The 15,551-nt window shown below is 69.1% G+C and carries 14 protein-coding genes and 1 riboswitch; of the genes, 2 read left to right on the forward strand and 12 right to left on the reverse strand.

The genetic code is table 11. The features are described 5' to 3' along the window. Position 1: 1 nt before the first annotated feature. Positions 2-562, forward strand: a complete 561-nt coding sequence (locus tag C8J43_RS11740) for a histidine phosphatase family protein (RefSeq protein WP_133031054.1) — start codon at positions 2-4, stop codon at positions 560-562. Here the strand turns inward: C8J43_RS11740 and cobF are convergent. From cobF to cbiE, 5 genes are read right to left on the reverse strand one after another with little or no spacing between them, the layout of a single operon-like run. Continuing rightward, complete coding sequence (gene cobF / locus C8J43_RS11745; protein ID WP_133031055.1) at positions 551-1,315, reverse strand: precorrin-6A synthase (deacetylating); 765 nt, start codon at positions 1,313-1,315, stop codon at positions 551-553. The genes C8J43_RS11740 and cobF overlap by 12 nt on opposite strands. Then, positions 1,312-2,619 (reverse strand): cobyrinate a,c-diamide synthase, encoded by a 1,308-nt coding sequence (locus C8J43_RS11750; protein WP_133031056.1) that lies wholly within the window; start codon positions 2,617-2,619, stop codon positions 1,312-1,314. Before C8J43_RS11750 ends, cobF begins: the two co-directional genes overlap by 4 nt. Further along, positions 2,616-3,401, reverse strand: coding sequence for a precorrin-4 C(11)-methyltransferase (gene cobM, locus C8J43_RS11755; protein ID WP_133031057.1), 786 nt, complete (start codon positions 3,399-3,401; stop codon positions 2,616-2,618). Before cobM ends, C8J43_RS11750 begins: the two co-directional genes overlap by 4 nt. Then, positions 3,398-3,778 carry a cobalamin biosynthesis protein gene (locus C8J43_RS11760; protein ID WP_133031058.1) on the reverse strand — a complete coding sequence of 127 codons (381 nt, stop codon included), beginning with the start codon at positions 3,776-3,778 and terminating at the stop codon, positions 3,398-3,400. Before C8J43_RS11760 ends, cobM begins: the two co-directional genes overlap by 4 nt. After that, on the reverse strand, positions 3,760-4,968 hold the full coding sequence (gene cbiE / locus C8J43_RS11765) for a precorrin-6y C5,15-methyltransferase (decarboxylating) subunit CbiE (RefSeq protein ID WP_133031059.1): 1,209 nt from the start codon (positions 4,966-4,968) through the stop codon (positions 3,760-3,762). Before cbiE ends, C8J43_RS11760 begins: the two co-directional genes overlap by 19 nt. On the opposite strand from cbiE, the gene C8J43_RS11770 reads away from it, so the two are divergent. Beyond that, positions 4,967-5,716 carry a cobalt-precorrin-6A reductase gene (locus C8J43_RS11770; protein ID WP_133031060.1) on the forward strand — a complete coding sequence of 250 codons (750 nt, stop codon included), beginning with the start codon at positions 4,967-4,969 and terminating at the stop codon, positions 5,714-5,716. The genes cbiE and C8J43_RS11770 overlap by 2 nt on opposite strands. On the opposite strand, the gene cobJ is transcribed toward C8J43_RS11770, so the two are convergent. The 7 genes from cobJ to C8J43_RS11805 all read right to left on the reverse strand — a co-directional run bounded on the left by cobJ (position 5,692) and on the right by C8J43_RS11805 (position 15,504). Continuing rightward, positions 5,692-6,450: a precorrin-3B C(17)-methyltransferase gene (gene cobJ / locus C8J43_RS11775; protein WP_243645552.1), complete on the reverse strand. Its 759-nt coding sequence runs from the start codon at positions 6,448-6,450 to the stop codon at positions 5,692-5,694. The two genes, C8J43_RS11770 and cobJ, sit on opposite strands and share 25 nt — an antisense overlap. Then, positions 6,447-7,172 (reverse strand): precorrin-2 C(20)-methyltransferase, encoded by a 726-nt coding sequence (gene cobI, locus C8J43_RS11780; RefSeq protein ID WP_060525388.1) that lies wholly within the window; start codon positions 7,170-7,172, stop codon positions 6,447-6,449. The genes cobJ and cobI overlap by 4 nt, the downstream gene beginning before the upstream one ends. Continuing rightward, on the reverse strand, positions 7,169-7,798 hold the full coding sequence (locus C8J43_RS11785; RefSeq protein ID WP_133031062.1) for a precorrin-8X methylmutase: 630 nt from the start codon (positions 7,796-7,798) through the stop codon (positions 7,169-7,171). The genes cobI and C8J43_RS11785 overlap by 4 nt, the downstream gene beginning before the upstream one ends. After that, on the reverse strand, positions 7,798-8,847 hold the full coding sequence (locus C8J43_RS11790; RefSeq protein WP_133031441.1) for a cobalamin biosynthesis protein CobG: 1,050 nt from the start codon (positions 8,845-8,847) through the stop codon (positions 7,798-7,800). The genes C8J43_RS11785 and C8J43_RS11790 overlap by 1 nt, the downstream gene beginning before the upstream one ends. A 32-nt stretch (positions 8,848-8,879) precedes the next feature. After that, a complete protein-coding gene (gene cobN, locus C8J43_RS11795) occupies positions 8,880-12,140 on the reverse strand; it encodes a cobaltochelatase subunit CobN (RefSeq protein WP_133031063.1) in 3,261 nt (1,086 codons plus the stop codon). Positions 12,141-12,145: 5 nt separating this feature from the next. Then, entirely contained in the window at positions 12,146-13,183 is a 1,038-nt protein-coding gene (gene cobW / locus C8J43_RS11800; protein ID WP_133031064.1) for a cobalamin biosynthesis protein CobW, read from the reverse strand. A 163-nt stretch (positions 13,184-13,346) separates the two neighbouring features. Continuing rightward, a riboswitch (cobalamin riboswitch) is annotated at positions 13,347-13,581 on the reverse strand. 87 nt (positions 13,582-13,668) lie between these two features. Next, positions 13,669-15,504 carry a diguanylate cyclase gene (locus tag C8J43_RS11805; RefSeq protein ID WP_133031065.1) on the reverse strand — a complete coding sequence of 612 codons (1,836 nt, stop codon included), beginning with the start codon at positions 15,502-15,504 and terminating at the stop codon, positions 13,669-13,671. Positions 15,505-15,551: the final 47 nt, after the last annotated feature.

Consider the following 15,551-nt stretch of genomic DNA (forward strand, 5'->3'; position numbering starts at 1 on the left):
GATGGCGACCCGTCTCGTCCTGATCTGCGCTGGCGGCACGCCCTCGATGCGCGCGGGTGGTTTCCCCGATCCGGCGGAACCGCTCGACGAGGGGGGAAGGGCCAAGGCCGGTGCGGCAAAGCTGGACGGCGCGAAGCCGGCCAACGTCTGGACCAGTCCCGCGACTGCGGCGCGCGAGACTGCGATCGCCTTGGGGTTGGCGGCTACGCCGAGCGAGGTGTTGCGCGACATTGACCATGGTGCTTGGACCGGGCTGTCGTTCGAGGCGGTTCATATGCGCGCGCCGGAGGCTCTGGCGGCTTGGCTTATGGCGCCCGAAGATGGTGCGCCCAATGGCGAAACGCTCGCGGCCGTAGCGCAACGCGTCGAACCCTGGCTCCGCAGCCTGGAGCGGATCGACCAGCCGATCGTGGCGATCACCCACGCCAGCGTGATCCGCGCGGTGATCGCCACGGCGCTGTCGATACCGGTCGCGGCGACGCTGCGGATCGATATTGCCCCGCTGTCGCAGACGATCCTGTCGTTCAATCGCGTCTGGCGTCTTCAGGCGCTACGCGGCTGACCGGCGGCGGAGCAGGTAGGTGTCCATGATCCAGCCATGATCGGCACGCAGCGCGGCGCGTTTCGAGACGATCTTCGCTGCAACCTCGGCCAGCGGCCCTGCGACCAGCGCTTCGTGCGGCATGCCGAGATAGGCGCCCCACCATATGTCGATGTCCTGGGCCGCGATCGTCTCGAACGCACAGCTGCCGTCGAGCATCACCGCCAGCGTATCGATCCCCGCCGGCCATCCCTCGTCGCGCAGCCGTCGTCCGGTCGTGAGCAGCACCGGCGCGCCGAGCTCGTTGAGCGGTATCGCGTGCGCCGCGGTCAACGCCTGCAGGCTGGTAATGCCTGGAACGACATGGACCCGCAGCGAAATGCCGGCGTGGCGCAAGCGCTCGGCGATCCGCAGGCTGCTGTCGTACAGCGACGGGTCGCCCCAGACGAGCAACGCCAGTCGTCCGCCCTCCGGAAGCTGTCGCGCGACCGCATCCGCCCAGCATTCTGCGATCGCATCGTGCCAGTCGTCGACCTCGGCGAGATAGGCTCCCGCGGTGCCTCGTACGGGCAGATCGAACTCCACGACCCGCGTGCTGCCTGTCAGCACTGTGGCGCAGATCGTCCGGCGCAGATCGATCAGGTCGGACTTCGCATCGCCCTTGCGCGGCAGGAGGATGACGTCGGCGGCGTTCATCGCCGCTTCCGCCGCGCGCGTGAGGTGATCGGGATTGCCGGTGCCGATCCCGATCAGATGCAGGTCGATCGCGCTCATCGGCCATGCGCGATCAGGTGGAAGAAGGTGCCCGATACGCGGCCGCGATACGATCCGCTTTCGGCCACAAGCGTACCCTCGGCATCCGTCACTTCGGCGAGTGGCTGATCCGGTTGGTCGAGGATCGTCGAATAATGGAATTCGTGACCGCGCAGATCGCTGCCCGCGATGACCCCGGCCATCGGTGCGAGCAGAGTCGCCCGGCGATAGCCCAGATGCATGCGGCGCTTCTCATAACTCGTGACCAGACCGAGCAGTCCCGCCATGCGATGCCGCGTGCCGTCGGCATCGATCAGTGCCTCGCCAAGCGCCATGTAGCCGCCGCACTCGCCGTGCACGGGCCGCGTGCGCGCGTGCTCGGCCAGCGCCGCATGGAAAGTGCGCGCCTCCGACAGGCGACCAGCGTGCAGTTCGGGATAGCCGCCGGGCAACCACACCAGATCCGCGTGCGGCGCGGGGGCTTCGTCGGCGAGCGGTGAGAAGGGCAGGATTTCAGCGCCGGCGCTCCGCCATCCGGCCAGCATGTGCGGATACGCGAACGAGAACGCGGCATCCTGCGCCAGCGCGATCCGCTGGGCCGGCGGCCTGAAGCTATGCGGTTCGGACTCGGCACGTGGCACAGCCGATGCTGCAGCGCGGATCGCGGCGAGATCGACGTGCTCGCGCAGGAATGTCGCATAATCGGCGATCCGGGTCTCGAGATCGGCATGTTCCGATGCCTGCACCAGTCCCAGATGCCGTTCGGGCAGCTTCAGGTCGCCGCGTCGTGGCAGCGCGCCGAATACGTGGATTCCGACCGCCGCCATGCCGCTGCGCGCCAGCCGTTCGTGCCGCGGGCTCGCGACCCGGTTCAGGATAACACCGGCGATCGGGAGGTTCGGATCGTAGCGCGCAAAGCCGAGCGCCGTCGCCGCGGCCGACTGCGCCTGACCCGAGACGTCGACGACCAGCACCACCGGCCAGCCCATCCGCCGCGCGATGTCCGCGCTGGCACCGTTGCCCGAGGCGCCGGGTTTCGCAACGCCGTCGAACAGCCCCATCGAGCCCTCCGCCAGCACGAAATCGGCGTCGTTCGACTGCGCGGCAAGGCCATCGAGCATCGTGCCGCTCATCGCCCAACTGTCGAGGTTGAACGAGGCCCGCCCGCTGGCCGCGCGGTGGAATGCGGGATCGATATAGTCGGGGCCGCTCTTGAACGGTTGCACGGCCAGCCCGTCGTCGCGCAACGCGCGGAGCAGGCCGAGCATGACCGTGGTCTTGCCGGTTCCCGAGGCGGGCGCGGCGATCATCAGACCGGGGATCATGCCGAGCCCTCCGCAAACCGCGATGTCGCATCCTGCGGTCGGAAGCGCCGGTCATACCCTGTCGCATACAGGCTGCTTTCGTCGAAATCCGCCGCGGCGAGAACGCGCCCGACGAGGATCAACGCCGTCCGGTCGGGGCCATCGGCCGCGGCCTCGACGATCGTCGCCAGCGTCGCGCGGGCGATGCGTTGGTCCGGCCAGCTTGCTCGCCAGACGATCGCCACCGGACAGTCGTTCCCGTACGCGGGCGTCACCGCGGCCACTACCTGCGCAAGGTTATGGATCGACAGATGGATCGCCAGGGTCGAGCCGGTGGCAGCGAACGCGGCGAGGTCCTCGGCGGGCGGCATCGCGCTCGCGCGTCCGGGCGTGCGTGTCAGGACGACCGACTGCGTCAGACCGGGAAGCGTCAGTTCGGCTTCGAGCGCCGCCGCCGCTGCCGCGAACGCCGGCACGCCGGGCGTCACGGTTAACGGGATGTCGAGCGCGCGCAGCCGGCGGAGTTGCTCGCCCATCGCCGACCAGATCGACAGGTCGCCCGAATGCAGACGGGCGATGTCGTGGCCTTCGGCATGCGCGTCGGCAATCGCCGCGACGATCTGATCGAGCGACAGCGGCGCGGTGTTGACGATCCGCGCACCGGGCGGGCAATGCTCGAGCAGCGCCGCGGGCACCAGCGATCCGGCGTAGAGGCACACCGGCGACGCCGCGATCAGATCGCGTCCGCGCAACGTCAGCAGATCGGGCGCACCGGGGCCGGCACCGATGAAATGAACGGTCATGCGGCGGTTCCTTGGGCGATGGCACAGGTCGCCATCCGGTTGGGAGAGACGTGGCGGCGGGTCAGGAGCCATGCGTCGGGACCTGCCGCGGCAAGCGCTGCGGCTTCTGCGACGCTGCCGGTGCCGCGTGCTTCGAGGCTGAACCGGGAGCACGTGGGCGTGGTTATGCTGCGCAGCATTTCCGGCGTCACGGCGATCAGCGGGAGGTCTAGCGCAGCGGCGAGCGGGGCGAGCAAGGCCGCCTTGTCGTCGGGCGCGGCAAGCGCCGTCACCGCAGGATGGCCACTCTGCGCGAGCGCGAGCGCGGCCTTGCACGCCGCTACATCGGCGGCAGCACGGAAGCCGAAACCGGCGACGATCACAGCGCGACGCTCCATTGTACGACGGGGTAGTGCGCCCGCCACCCGCGTCGCGTGCCGAGCGGGGCGGCGTCCGACAGCTCGATCCGCTGGAGCGTGCCGCCCTTGGTCGCGTGCCACTGGGTCAGCAGGATTTCCGATTCCAGCGTCACGGCGTTTGCGACGAGACGCGTACCGGCATCGAGCGTCGCGCATAACCGGTCGAGCAAGGCGTTCGACAATCCACCGCCAACGAACACGACATCGGGCGAGGGAAGCCCCTCGAGGATTTCGGGCGCACGGCCGTTGATCACCCGCAGCCGGTCGACCCCCAATGTTGTTGCATTGGCGCGGACCCGATTGGCGCGCACCGGATCCGCCTCGAACGCGACCGCGCTCGTCGACGCATGCGACAAGAGCCACTCGATGCCGATCGAACCCGACCCGGCGCCGATGTCCCACAACGTCTCGCCCGGCCTCGGTGCCAGCGCGGAGAGCGTCAGCGCGCGCACCGCCCGTTTCGTGATCTGTCCGTCGTGGTCGAACCAGTGATCCGGCCGGCCAGCGACACTGGGCACTACCGCGCCGTCGCCTGCCACTGTCACACCGACCGCAACAGGATGCGCGATATCGGCGAAGTCGAGTGTGGCGGCGGTGCTGCGGCGGATGCGCTCGGACGGGCCGCCGAGCGCTTCGAGGATCCACAGTACGCTGCCGCCGAAACCCAGCTCGTCGAGATAGCGCGCGAGCTGGCCTACCGCGGCGCCATCGCGGACCAAGACGATCACCTGTCGCCCCGGTGCGAGGATCGGACGCAGCCGCGTCAACGGTGCGGCATGCAGTCCCAGGCAGGCGGTATCGTCGATCGGCCAACTCAGCCGCGCGGCGGCAAGCCCGAATGTAGAAACCGCCGGATGCGCCACCCATTCGTCGCGCGCGAGATGCCGCGTGATGGTCGTCCCTGCGCCGAACCAGAACGGATCGCCCGAGACGAGCAGGACGACGTGCCGCCCGCGCTGTTCGAGCAGGCGCGCGATGCCGTCGTCGAACGGAATCGGCCAGGGTGCGACATCGCAGCGAAGATCGGGTAGCAGCGCGAGATGCCGCGTCGCGCCGGTCAGCAGATCGGCGCGGTCGATCGCGGTGCGACTTGCCGGCGACAGCCCTGCCGGTCCATCCTCGTTGATCCCGACGATCGTCAGCCACGGAACAGTGCGAGCCTCACCCATGCCGTCCATCCTCATTCTCGGCGGCACCACCGAAGCCAGCGCGCTTGCGGCCGCGCTGGCGGATCGCGGCCTTACTGCGGTGCTCAGCTATGCCGGTCGTGTCGCGCACCCGAAGCCACAGCCGGTGCCCGTGCGGATCGGCGGGTTCGGTGGTGTCGACGGCCTTGCGACCTATCTTCGTGAAACGGGCATCACGCATCTGGTCGACGCGACGCATCCGTTCGCGGCGCAGATGAGCCGGCATGCTCTCGCGGCGGCGGCGCAGACAGGCGTGCAGTATATTGCGCTGACGCGACCGGCGTGGTCCGCCGAAGACGGCGACGACTGGCACCGCGTCGGCGATATCGACGCAGCCGTCGCGGCGCTGGCAGGGCCGTCGCGACGCGTCATGCTGGCGCTTGGGCGCATGCATGTCGAGGCGTTCGCAGCACAGCCGCAGCACCGCTATCTCCTGCGCTTCGTCGATCGCGCGGATCATGCGATCGGATTGCCCGATCATCACCTCGTGATCGACCGCGGACCCTTTACCGTCGAGCGCGACCTGACGCTGCTGCGCGAGCACGCGATCGATCTCGTGGTGTGCAAGAATGCCGGTGGTGCGGGGGCGATGGCCAAGCTGGTCGCGGCACGGACGCTCGGGCTGCCGGTGGTCATGATCGATCGTCCCGCCATCCCTGCGCGAACCGAAGTCTACGATGTCGCCGGCGTTCTGCGCTGGCTGGGTCACGACGCTGACCTCGGCGTGTAGAGAAACGGCGTACCGGCGCGCGCGATCATCCGCGTCGTGCTCGACCCGATAATGACGACCGTCCGCATGTCCGCCATTTCGGGCCGCGCATCGGGCAGCGCTACGATCCGCAGGTCTTCGTCGGGCGTCGACACGGCGCGGGCGAACAGGACCGGGCGCGCGTCGGCGCAGGTCTCGCGCAGGATCGCCAGTGCGGTGCCGAACCCGTCGGGTCTTGCCTTCGACCGGGGGTTGTAGAACGCGATCGCGAAATCGGCGTCCGCGGCCAGGCGGATCCGACGCTCGATCAACGCCTGCGGCTTGAGATTGTCGGACAGGTTGATCGCACAGAAATCATGCCCGAGCGGGGCGCCGACGCGCGCGCTGGCCGCGAGCATCGCGGTGATCCCCGGCAGCACGCGGATATCGAGCGCCCGCCAGTCCGCCGGCCCGTTCTCGACCGCTTCGAACACCGCCGCCGCCATCGCGAACACACCCGGATCGCCGGAGGAGACGACGACGACCCGGTGCCCCGCGCTCGCCAGCGATAGCGCGTGCGCGGCGCGATCGAGTTCGACGCGGTTGTCCGATGCGTGCAGCGTCAGCCCGGGGCGGGGGGCGATGCGCGCGACGTAGGGGATGTAGCCGATGACGTCGGTGGCTTCGGCAAGCGCCTGTGTCACTTCCGGTGTGACCAACGCGGCGTCACCCGGCCCTAGCCCGGCGATCGCGAGCCATCCTGCGGGTGGCGTCACGGCCTGCGGCCCTGGCCGTGGATCAGCACGATCGCAAAATACGGCGCGATGTCGGTCGCATCGGCCAGTCGCGTAACGCGTTGGTCGGGCATCGCGGCGTATTCCACCAGCCATGCGGATTCTTCGCGACCCGCTGCGATGAGGGCCCGGCGCAGCTTGGCGAGGTGTCGGCCGATCTTCATCACGACCAGCGCATCGGTGTCGCGAATGCGGCGCGTCAATTCGTCCTCCGGCAAGGTCGCGGTCAGCACGGTCAGGACATCCTCGCCCCAGGTGATCGGCGTGCCGCTCGCGGTCCAGGCGCCCGACATGCCGGTGATCCCCGGCACTACGCAGACCGGCGCGATATCCGACAGGCGCGAATGCAGGTGCATGAACGATCCGTAGAAAAAGGGATCGCCTTCGCACAGCACGACGACGTCTTCGCCGGCATGCGCGAGCGCCGCCAGATGTCGCGTGCACTCGGCATAGAATGTCGAAAGCCAGTCGTTGTAGCGAGGGTCGGAGATCGGGATCTCGGTCGTGACCGGGTATTCCATCGCGTATTCGATCGCATCGGCGCGCAGCATGCCGTCGACGATGCGGCGCGCCTGGCCGGGTTTGCCCGCCTTGCGGAAGAACGCGATATGCCGTGCGCCGCGCACCAGGCGATCGGCGCGGACGCTCATCAGGTCCTGCGCGCCGGGGCCCAGACCGACGCCGTGGATCGTCCCGATCGTCATTCGGCGTAGCTTGCGAGCGCGTTGATCGCCGCGACCGTGATCGCGCTGCCGCCCATCCGGCCGTCGACGACGACGCAGGGCACGGGTTGTACCGCCCAGAGCGCGGCTTTCGATTCGACCGCGCCGACGAAGCCGACCGGGCAGCCGATGATCGCGGCGGGACGCGGGCAATCGGGGTCTTCGAGCATGTTGAGCAGGTGGAACAACGCGGTCGGCGCGTTGCCGATCGCCACGATTGCGCCGGCCAGATGCGGTCGCCACAGTTCAAGCGCCGCCGCGGACCGGGTGTTGCCCATGGCACGCGCAAGGTCGGGTGTTTCGGCAGCATTCAGCGTGCAGAGCACCGGGTTCGCCGCGGGAAGCCGGGCGCGGGTAATCCCCTCGGTGACCATCCGCGCGTCGCACAGGATCGGCGCGCCGGCGCGCAACGCGGCACGGGCGTCGACCGCGAACGTGCGCGAGAACCGGATGTGCTGGGCCAGTCCGACCAGGCCGCAGGCGTGGATCATCCGGACGGCGACGGGTTCATCCTCCGCGGAGAACCGCGCGAGATCAGCTTCGGCGCGGATCGTCGCGAACGATTGACGATAGATCGCCGCGCCGTCGGTCTCGTAGATATGCGGCATCAGGCGGCTCCAAAATGGGCGAGGACGGCGGGGGCATCGAGACCTGCGAGTGCAGGCGGGTCGCCGGTGCGCGCGACGAAGCCGAGGTCGAACCGACCGCCACGGCCGGTCAGGACGACATCGGCGGGGGCGGACCGCGCGCATCCCTTGGCGCAGCCCGAGACGTGGAGCCGACCGGCGATATGCGGCGCGAGGCGGATCGCGAGGTCGCGGGTGGCGACGCTCGCCTGCGGGCAGGTGGGGGCGCCGACGCACGCATCGACGCGGACGGTCGCGGGGTCTTCGCGGCCGAGCGTGATGCCTGATGCTCCGCCTTCGACGATGAGCGTCCGCCAAGGAGCCACGCGGATCGCGGTCGCGCCGCTCGTCCGCATGAACGCTGCGAGCGAAGCTGCGTCGATCCTACCGAACGGCAGGCCATGCGCGGTTCCGGTCCTAAAGGCGGTCTCTGCGATCGGCGCCCGTGGCCGAACGGTTGCGATCATCGGCAGGGGGGCAGCATGGCGCGCCATCCGCCCGACATCGCCGCCGCCGGTCTCGACGAACCAGTGCGCCAGCCCGATCAGCGCGTCGACCTCGCCGTCTGCGATCCGTGCACCCGCTTCTCGACCGTCGGCGCGTAGGATCAGGTCACCATCGTCAGCCCGCTCGACCCGGAAGTCGGCGGGGTCGGCGTGCAGCACGGGCGTATCGCCGGAATCGATCGCGAAGCCGACCTTGCCGGGCAGATCGGGCAGTTCGGACAACCGCTGCATCAGTTCGGTCGCGATCCGGTGCGTGTCGTCGCCGGTGCGCCAGTCCGGCGCGACCAGGATGGCGCGCCGGGACTCGGCGACCGGGTCGCGATCGACGAGGCCCAGATCGCACAGCTCTTCGATCAGTGGTTCCCAGGCGTCGACACCGCGGATCTGGAGGTTGGCGCGATTGGTCGCGTCGATCTGGCCGTTGCCATGGGCGATGGCGGCCTCGCACAGCCCGATCACCTGCTCGCGGGTCAGCCGGCCGAGTTTCGGGCGGACGCGGACGAGCAGTCCGTCGCCCGCGGCCATCGGACGCCACGCGGTCGGGCACCAGCCGCGGATCACGCGTCGATGTCCAGTTGCGCGAGGATCGAGTTGCGGCGCGTCGTCCACAGGCCCGAGGCATGGAGCGCGGCAAACCGCGCCTCCAGTGCCGCGAGCGCCCGCGGATTGGCGTTCGCCATGAACGCGCGCACGTCGTCGCGCGCCAAGGTCGCATCGTAATACAGGTCGATCGATTGCGGCGAGACGGCGCTGGCCAGATGCGCGAACGCCCCGAGGTGATCGAGCGTCGCCGCAATCTCGGCTGCACCGCGGAAACCGTGTCGCATCATCCCGGCGACCCAGTCGGGGTGCGCGGCACGGGCGCGAACCACGCGGGCGATCTCCTCGCGCAGTGATCGTGCGCGCGGCCGGGCGGGATCGGTGGCGTCGAGATGGTAGAGCGCAGCGTCACCGCCCGAGAGCGTCTTCGCCGCCGCGAACCCGGCTTCGTGCGCGGCATAGTCGGCGGCGAGCAGCAGGTCGGTTTCGGGCAGGTCCTGGATGTGGACGAAGCTGTCGGCGGCGGCGACGCGGTCGCGGATCCCGGCAGGGTCGGCCCGCTCGCCGTCGTCGAATGCGTAGGCCGATGCCGCCAGCCACGCTTCGCCGGCGGCAAGGCGCGCCTCGGGCGTGTAGGTTTCGCCGGCATCGTCCATACCGACGCCGTAGCGTCCGGGGGCGGGGCCATAGACCCTCGGGTTCGCCGGTGCCGCGACGAACGGGTTGAGATCCGCGGGTTCGTCGCGGGCGGCCAGTGCGCGGACGGCTTGGCCGAACATCGTGCAGAGCGTGGAGAACGCATCGCGGAAGAGCCCCGACACGCGTAACGTCACGTCGATCCTTGGCCGGTCGAGCCGCATCAGCGGCAGGATCTCGACGCCGGTGACGCGCTGCGACGCCATGTCCCAGATCGGTTCGGCGCCCAACAGATGCAGCGCCATCGCGAACTCCTCGCCCGCGGTGCGCATCGTCGCGGATCCCCACAGATCGACGACCAGCCCCTTCGGATACTCCCCCTGGTCCTGGAGATGCCGGCGGATCAGTTCCTCGGCGAGCAGCACGCCCTGCGCATGCGCGGACCGCGACGGTACCGCGCGCGGATCGATCGCATAAAGGTTACGCCCGGTCGGCAGCACGTCGGATCGCCCCCGCCACGGCGACCCCGCAGGCCCGGACGGGACGCGGCGCCCGGCAAGCGCCGCGAGCAGCCCGTCACGCTCCGCGTGGCCATGAGTGCCGCGTCCGAACACGTGCAGTCCGTCGCCGAACCGGCTGTCCTTGACGTCGCAGACGAACGTATCGATCCGCGTCACGACGTCCGCGGCGGATGCCGCCTGGTCGAGTGCCAGCGTGTCCTCGAGCCCGAGCGCGTTCGCCTCGTCGCGAATGTCCGCCTGCAACCGTTTCCGTCGTGCCGGATCGAGCCCGTCCGCGGTGGAAAATTCGTCGAGCAACGCCTCGAGCCGGTCCATCCCGGTGCCGGTTTTCGTGCCGATCATCGGCGGCGGGACGTGGCCGAGCGTGACGGCGCCGATCCGTCGCTTCGCCTGTGCCGCCTCGCCTGGATCGTTGACGATGAAGGGATAGACCACCGGCATCGCGCCGGTCAGCGCCTCGGGCCAGCAGGCATCCGACAGCGCGACCGCCTTGCCGGGTAGCCATTCGAGCGTGCCGTGCGCGCCGACATGGACTAGCGCATCGGTGCCGCGCGACCGCAACCAGAGATAGAAGGCGACATAGCCGTGACGCGGGCAGCGCGAGAGGTCGTGATATTCTTCTGTTCGCACCGCGGATCGCCCCCGTTCGGGCTGGAGCGCCACCAGCGCGGTGCCGGCCGACAGCGCGGCGAACCGGAACGCACCGGCCTGAACGGCGGGATCGTCTTCGGGTTCGTCCCAAGCAGTGAACAGCTCGGTTCGGAGCGAGGCGGGCAGGGCGGCCAGCGCGGCGCGATAGGCCGCAACCGGCCACGCGATGAGGTGCGACCCGAGCGCGGTCGTGATGTCGTGCGGAGAGTCGATCGCGTACCCCGCGGTCTTCAGGTCCTCGAGCATCGCGTCGACCGAGGCGATCGCGTCCAGACCCACGGCATGCGCCATCTGGTGCGCCTTGCCGGGGTAGGTCGACAGGATGATCGCCAGGTTTCGCTCGGCCGGAGGCTTGGCGGCCAGTGCGATCCAGCCATCGATCCGCGCGGCGATCGCGGCGATGCGCTCTCCATCGGCGCGGTGTTCGCGGCGGGCATATTGCAGATCGGGGTCGGGTGAAGCCGCTTCCTTGAAGCTGGCGACGCCTGCGAAGATTCGTCCGTCGACCTCGGGCAGGACGACGTGCATCGCGAGGTCGGCGGCCGACAGGCCGCGCGGCGCATCGACCCAGGCGGTGCGGTCCGACGTCGCCAGCGCAACCTGGAATACGGGAACGTCCGCACCGTCGAGCGGTGTCGTATCGTCGCTGCCGCGGCCGGAGAACGCCGTCGCGTTGACGATCGCGACGGGGGCCAGCGCGACGACCCAGCGGCGTAGCCAACCGCTCGCGTCGCCGTCCTTCAACGACGGTACGAACAGCCCCAGGACATCGTACCCGCGCGACGTGAAGGCCGTGTGCAACGCGGCGATCGGATCGAGATCCGCCGCCGCCAGATACGATCGATAGAAGATCAGCAGGATACGCGGCCGCGATGCGGTCATGACGGATGCCGCAGGACAGGCGACGCCGGTATCCGGCAGCCACCCGCCGACTGCGGCGAGGGCTCGCGACCCCGTCTTCGGTTCGGCCCACAACCCCGCGGCGAGCGCAAAGTGCGCCAGCGCCTCGCGCGACGCGTCGGCACCGCCGATATCGCAGAGCGCCGACAACTGCCGCAATACCGCCGGCGGAACCGTGGACGCTGCGTCCAGCCGGCGATCGTACCGTCCGTCCGCGGGCAGGACCGCCAGCGCGATCCCGCGCCGCCGCGCAAGTGCTTCGACCTGTTGCAGACCGTAGGACCAATAGGCGGTGCCGCCGATCAGCCGGATCAGGATCGCCTTTGCGCCGGCCAGCGTCTGCTCGACATAGGTGTCGACCGACAGCGGATGCGTCAGCTCGGCCAGATTGGCGAGCCGCACGCTCGGCATCGCGTCGCCGGCTGCGATCGCCGCGCGCCAGCCCGTGCTGAACGCGGCGAGATCGCTGTCGGAAAACGAGAGCACGACCAGGTCGGCGGCGCTCTGCCCCAGATCCTGGGGAACAGCGCTCTCTTCCAGACCGTGGGTCTCGCGAAAGACGACGTGCATCGGGATCAGGCTCCCAGCGCTGCTCCGATCGCATCCGGATCGAGCCGGCCACGCTCGGCGATGACGACCAGTCGGGTGCGGCGCGGCTCGTCGGCGCCCCAGGGGCGATCATAGTGCGCGCGGACGCGGGCGCCGACCGCCTGCACGAGCAACCGCATCGGCTTGCCGGCGACCGCGGCATAGCCTTTCACGCGGAGGATTTCGCCGCCCGCCGCCAGCGTCTCGATCCGTGTCGTCAGCGCGGCGGGATCTTCGACCGTGTCCCACTCGACGACGATGCTGTCGAAATCGTCGTGCTCGTGATCGTCCTCGCCGTCGTGATGCGAGGGACGTGCGGCGATGTCGTCTTCGGCCGCGGCGCCGAGCCCGAGCACGACGCGCGGATCGACGACGCCATCGACCAGCTCGACGATCGGCAGCGGTCGTACGGTCTCGGCGGCGATCACCGCGCGCGCCGCGGCGATGCCGTCCGCGCCGGCGAGGTCGCATTTGGTGAGCAGGATCAGATCGGCACAGGCGAGCTGGTCCTCGAACACCTCGGACAAGGGCGTTTCGTGATCGATGCTCGGATCGGCGGCGCGCTGCGCATCGATCGCGGCGAGATCGGGCGCGAACCGGCCCGCGGCGACGGCTTCGGCATCCGCCAGCGCGATGACCCCGTCGACGGTGATCCGCGACCGGATCGCGGGCCAGTCGAACGCCTTCAGCAGCGGCTTGGGCAGCGCGAGCCCGGACGTCTCGATCAGAATGTGGTCGGGCCGCGGGTCGAGCGCGAGCAGCGTCTCGACGGTCGGGATGAAATCGTCGGCGACGGTGCAGCAGATACAGCCATTGGCCAGCTCGACGACGTTCTCGGCCGGGCAATCGGGGATCGCGCAGCCCTTGAGGATGTCGCCGTCGACGCCGAGCGTGCCGAACTCGTTAACGATCACCGCCAGGCGGCGCCCGCCGGCGTTGCGGATCAGATGGCTGATCAGCGTGGTCTTGCCGGCACCGAGAAAGCCGGTGACGATGGTAACGGGGATCTTCGATAGATCGGGCATATCAGTCTCCTCGCGCCGTACGACGACGGGCGGGAACTGCATGATCACCGGCGCGCGACGATGGACGGGCGCAAATACCCATGCCACGCACCGATGCAGCCCCAGCCGCATAGGTTCGTCGCTCAGACGGAGAACCGTGCCGCGGCCATCCCCTGGACCAAGGCAAGAGCGACCCATCGCCGGCAGGTCTCCTGGCTCACGGGTCGTCGCTCGAATACGCAGCCTTCCCAGCGTGCGCGACAGGCGCAGCGTCCAGTGGCTGTATCCCGCTTACGCAGGATACGTGGCATTCTCGCTCACCGCTTACAGTTGCAGGGACAGCCGCGGAGTAGGGGACGAACCCCGCACCGCATTCCCATTCAAGCCTCTCGCGAGGCACCGGCGCGATCAACGAGGTCCGGCTCAGCCGGTCCTCGCCCGTCGCTTAGCGCAAGCCCGCCGGATTGCCAATTCGCGATCGTGGGCAAAGCGGGAGGCGCGTAACTTCACGGCGTGGATGTCGCGATCCGCGTCTGCATGGCGGAGATGAGATCGGCGCGGTTCTTGCGCGCGATCGCGGATAGTACGCGGTCGCGGCCTGCCTGCTTGGCGCGGAGCAAGGCGGCGTCGGCGGTCTGGACGATGGACGCCCAGTCGGTATGCAACGGCGCGCAGGCCAGCCCGATCGATGTGGTGATCCGCCCCAGATCCTTGCCGTCGTACCGCACGCGGAGCGCGCCGATGCGCTCTCTGATCTCGTCCGCCCGCACCGCGGCGATGTCCGGCCTGGTGTCGGGCAGCAGCATCAGAAACTCCTCGCCGCCAAATCGGAAGACCAGATCGTCGCGGACAATGTCCTTCAGCAACGTGCCGACCGCACGCAGCACCGCGTCGCCTGCGTCATGACCATGTTCGTCGTTGAACCGCTTGAAATGATCGATGTCGATCATCGCGCAGCACAGCGACGTCCCGGTGCGCTCGGCCTTGCTTACCTCCCGCGCGAGGACCTCGTCAAGTTGGCGCCGGTTGGGCAGGGTCGTGAGCGCGTCGGCCATCGCGAGCGACCGCAGCGCCTCACGGAGGCGCAGATTGTCCAGCGCCAGGCCGATATTCTCGGCGAGCATCTCAAGATAGACGTCGCTCAGGCCGTCATCGGCGAAACCTGTGCGGCGTTCGAAATAGAGCAGGCCCAACAGGCCGTGCTGACCGGTCAGCGGCAGGCACAGGCTGTTCGGGACCACCTCGCCGACCAGATGATCGCACGGCACGTCGAACACCGCGCCCGCCGGACGATGGGGGGCACCCCGGCGCACGCCCCAGCAGGACAAGGGTGAAAACTCGGGGGACGAATGCACCGGGTCCAGCCACGAACACGCTTCGAGCAGGGCGTTGCGGACCGGATCGAGCAGATACAGACGCCCGGCCAGTTGCGGCGCGAGTTCGGGGACGAACCGACTGACGACCGCCTGAAGCTCGACGACGGTGTCGCACCCCTGCATGCGCTGCGTCATCCGCGACAGCAGGTCGCGCGCCGCCCGATCGGCATCGCGCTCGTGTTCGAGCCGCTGCCGTTCGATCCCGTTTTCCCGGAAGACGCGCAGCGCCTGCGCCATGTCGCCGATCTCATCGATCCGCTCATAGGGTGGCGGCTCGGCATCGTAGTCCTGCGCGGCAAGCCGGCTGATCACATCGCTCAGCTTGACCACCGGGTGCAGCACGCGGCGCCTAAACACGAAATACAGGACGAAGAGAAAGAGCAGGCCAGTGATCGCGAGCATCGCTTCCGACGCCGACCGCCAAATCCGTGCGGTGCGTTCGGCAGCGCGCAATTCGTCGCCGGTGCGTTGGTCGAGGCGGTACTGGAAGCGTTCGACGGCGGCGCGCGAGCGGTCGAGTTCGCGTTCGTATTCGGGCGCGAACAGGATTTGGACGGCGCTGTTTCGATCGTTCTTGCGCCGCGCGAGGATCGCTTGCGCCTGTTGTCCCTGCAGCGCGTCTACCCAGCCCAGCGCGTCATGCAGGCTGCGGAGTTCGTCGCTTGCCGCGCCGGCATCGCGGATATGCCGTGTGCGCATCTCGACCGGCGCCAGGTCGGCCTGCGCGCGTCGATAGGCGAGCAGGTCCGCGGCGTCGCCGTTGATCGCGAACTGTCGGGCCAGTTCGCTCAGCGCCAGCGCATCGTCCTCGATCGTCGCCGTCGCGCGGTCGAGCGCATAGCGCTGATCCACCGCGGCGCGCTCGCGCTGTTGGGCCGACGACGCGAGCAGCATCGTCGTACCCGAGGCGAGCGTCAGCGCGACGGTGACGCCGTAAGCCCAGTTCGTTATCGCGACCAATCGCATGCGCTGAATTTACAACGACATACCTAGCGGTTCGTTAATAGCCGGCG

The sequence above is a fragment of the Sphingomonas sp. PP-CE-1G-424 genome (genome assembly GCF_004341085.1).
GTDB lineage: Bacteria > Pseudomonadota > Alphaproteobacteria > Sphingomonadales > Sphingomonadaceae > Sphingomonas.

What these genes read in the sequence shown, in the direction of transcription:
- C8J43_RS11760 (WP_133031058.1), bottom strand. Translation starts at nt 3,778, where the DNA reads ATGGAGCGTCGCGCTGTGATCGTCGCCGGTTTCGGCTTCCGTGCTGCC.
- C8J43_RS11750 (WP_133031056.1), bottom strand. Translation starts at nt 2,619, where the DNA reads ATGATCCCCGGTCTGATGATCGCCGCGCCCGCCTCGGGAACCGGCAAG.
- cobW (WP_133031064.1), bottom strand. Translation starts at nt 13,183, where the DNA reads ATGCCCGATCTATCGAAGATCCCCGTTACCATCGTCACCGGCTTTCTC.
- C8J43_RS11770 (WP_133031060.1), top strand. Translation starts at nt 4,967, where the DNA reads ATGCCGTCCATCCTCATTCTCGGCGGCACCACCGAAGCCAGCGCGCTT.
- cobF (WP_133031055.1), bottom strand. Translation starts at nt 1,315, where the DNA reads ATGAGCGCGATCGACCTGCATCTGATCGGGATCGGCACCGGCAATCCC.
- cobM (WP_133031057.1), bottom strand. Translation starts at nt 3,401, where the DNA reads ATGACCGTTCATTTCATCGGTGCCGGCCCCGGTGCGCCCGATCTGCTG.
- C8J43_RS11785 (WP_133031062.1), bottom strand. Translation starts at nt 7,798, where the DNA reads ATGCCGCATATCTACGAGACCGACGGCGCGGCGATCTATCGTCAATCG.
- C8J43_RS11790 (WP_133031441.1), bottom strand. Translation starts at nt 8,847, where the DNA reads ATGGCCGCGGGCGACGGACTGCTCGTCCGCGTCCGCCCGAAACTCGGC.
- cobN (WP_133031063.1), bottom strand. Translation starts at nt 12,140, where the DNA reads ATGCACGTCGTCTTTCGCGAGACCCACGGTCTGGAAGAGAGCGCTGTT.
- C8J43_RS11740 (WP_133031054.1), top strand. Translation starts at nt 2, where the DNA reads ATGGCGACCCGTCTCGTCCTGATCTGCGCTGGCGGCACGCCCTCGATG.
- C8J43_RS11805 (WP_133031065.1), bottom strand. Translation starts at nt 15,504, where the DNA reads ATGCGATTGGTCGCGATAACGAACTGGGCTTACGGCGTCACCGTCGCG.
- cbiE (WP_133031059.1), bottom strand. Translation starts at nt 4,968, where the DNA reads ATGGGTGAGGCTCGCACTGTTCCGTGGCTGACGATCGTCGGGATCAAC.
- cobI (WP_060525388.1), bottom strand. Translation starts at nt 7,172, where the DNA reads ATGACGATCGGGACGATCCACGGCGTCGGTCTGGGCCCCGGCGCGCAG.